At 69.8% G+C, this 908-nt stretch carries 1 protein-coding gene; it reads right to left on the minus strand.

The window, feature by feature from the left end:
• Nucleotides 1-132: 132 nt before the first annotated feature.
• Nucleotides 133-908 (minus strand): tyrosine-type recombinase/integrase (locus tag IEZ12_RS37340; protein ID WP_189278883.1); only part of this gene is annotated, 776 nt, incomplete at its 5' end.

Below are 908 nucleotides of genomic sequence, written 5' to 3' on the forward strand. Positions count from 1 at the left end.
CTTGTAAAGCGGGGGTCGTCGGTTCGAACCCGACAGGGGGCTCCGTACTTTTCCGCACGTCAATGACCTGCGAACGCAGAAGGGCCCCGGACCGGTATCGGTCCGGGGCCTTTCTGACATCTCAAACTGACATCAGCGACCCGGGTGACGGCGCTTCAACAGCCGGTCCATGTGGCTCATTGCCTCGCGCTGGTTGTCCTGCACCACATGGGCGTAGATCTCCATCGTGACCGCGATCTGGCTGTGCCCGAGGATCGCCATCAGGTCGCGCGGCTGCACGCCGGCCGCCGCCAGCAGCGTCGCGCAGCCGTGCCGGGTGTCGTGCAGCCGGACCGGCGGCAGCGCCTCGGCCGCAGAGATCCGGGTGAACGACCGGCTGAGGTTGCGCGGCTCCACCGGCCGCCCCGTACTGGTCGTGAAGACGAAGTCGGACGCGAGCCAGTCCCGGCCAGCCGCCAGGCGTTGGCGACGCTGCTCGGCCTGCCGCAGCCGCTGCCAGCGCAGCGGGGCCACACACATCAGCGGCAGCGGGATCACCCGCGTCCGGCGCGACTTCGGGGTGTCGGCGTACAGCTCGCCGTCGACGCGTTGGAGCTGCTGGCGAACCGTCAGGGTCCGTCGCTCCAGGTCGACGTCCTGCCACCGCAACCCCAGGATCTCGCCGCGACGAAGGCCGAGCGCCACGGCCAGCACGAACGCCGGGTAGAGCGCGTCCGAGCGGGCGCCCTCCAGGAACAGCAAGGTGTCGTCCAGGCTCCAGGGCCGCGTCTCGCGGTACTGCACGCGCGGGGCCTGCACCAGCTTGGCGACGTTGCGGGTGATCAGCTCGTCCCGGACCGCCGCCGACAGGGCAGTTCGCAGCACCAGGTGCGATTCCTTGGCGCTGGCCACCGACACCTTCTTCGTCA

This window comes from Kitasatospora griseola, from assembly GCF_014648555.1.
In the GTDB taxonomy this organism is placed as follows: domain Bacteria; phylum Actinomycetota; class Actinomycetes; order Streptomycetales; family Streptomycetaceae; genus Kitasatospora; species Kitasatospora griseola.